The following is a 1,183-nucleotide window of genomic DNA, read 5'->3' as shown; positions in this document are numbered from 1 at the left end:
TTATCTTCTATTCAGGAGCTTTTAGGAATAGCATATCTTAACCTCTGGGCTACTCCTAAAAGCTCCTTTAAATGCCAGATGGCCTAGTCAGCACGCTCCTTAGGGCTCGTGCCCCGCTCCTCTTTCATCTCCTAAACTGCGGTGACGGGTACGGGGTTCACTTTCTCCTAAATCGAGTTCTTGCTCGCCCATATCATAATCGTTAAGCTTATCCATCGACTCTCCTTTTTCCTAATAAGGCATTTTATCAAAGGGAAAAGGGGCCACTTGATCTTTATCATGATTTTTATTTTTAGACATTGCATAACCTCCCATTCAGCAATTAAGTACAACTTCATTTTATCAACATATATCTAAAAATAAAGAGGTATTTTAATTTTATAAAAACCAAACCCTTTTCATATAAACATTAAGGGGAAAAACAGTGCTCTAATAACGCTTTGATAATCCAGGCCTTATTTTTAAAGACATTTTCTAAATTAATTTATTGCGCTATTCTTCTTACCCTCAGGTGTATTATAGCTAAGGAAAGGAACGCTTGGCTGGTGTTTGGCAAGGCCTCATAATCCTTACTTAATCTGCAGCATTTGCCAAGCCAGGCAAATGTTCTTTCTACTATCCATCTTTTTGTTTATAGATGAAATCCTTTTAGCTTAGATCTTTTAATGGCTGTTAAATCAATACCCTGTAAAGCTGCTTCTACTTCCATCTCTTCTCCAATATATCCTGTATCGGCAAATATCTTTTTTGGCTATAGAGCTTTTCCATGGGAAAAATAGAGCAGGGCCTTTAGCCTATCTCTGTCATTATAAGCTACGCTGTTTACTACAACTGCTATTAACAGTCCCAAGTGATCCACTCATATGTGTCTTTTCTTACCTTTAACTTTCTTGCCACCGTTGTACCCATTGAGCCCTTTTTTTCAGTTGTTTTGACACCTTGGCTAGCGACTATAGCTGCACTTAAGTACTGCTAGCTTGCCTTAAGCTTTGGCGAAGCGACCGCCTTAAATAAGTATTAATTGGTTTGACTTGTTTTTTTTAATTTTTTTATATTGCCTTTAAAGAATAAAAATACTGAAAAGTTATCACTATCCAAGGAAATAAAATGCATCCTATCTCTTCGGCATCTATTGAAAGCTTGCCCAATGAATTGCTGCTCCCTATCCTAGAGGCTTGCGCAG

At 37.7% G+C, this 1,183-nt stretch carries 1 protein-coding gene; it reads right to left on the bottom strand.

The window, feature by feature from the left end; genetic code table 11:
• Positions 1-484: 484 nt before the first annotated feature.
• The gene (locus tag DB41_RS13120) at positions 485-619 is read right to left on the bottom strand and encodes a transposase (protein WP_080502508.1); all 135 of its coding nucleotides are present in this window, start codon (positions 617-619) and stop codon (positions 485-487) included.
• Positions 620-1,183: the final 564 nt, after the last annotated feature.

Origin of the sequence: Neochlamydia sp. TUME1 (assembly GCF_000813645.1) — a bacterium.
Lineage (GTDB): Bacteria > Chlamydiota > Chlamydiia > Chlamydiales > Parachlamydiaceae > Neochlamydia.
This window is presented reverse-complemented; position numbering and strand designations above follow the sequence as displayed.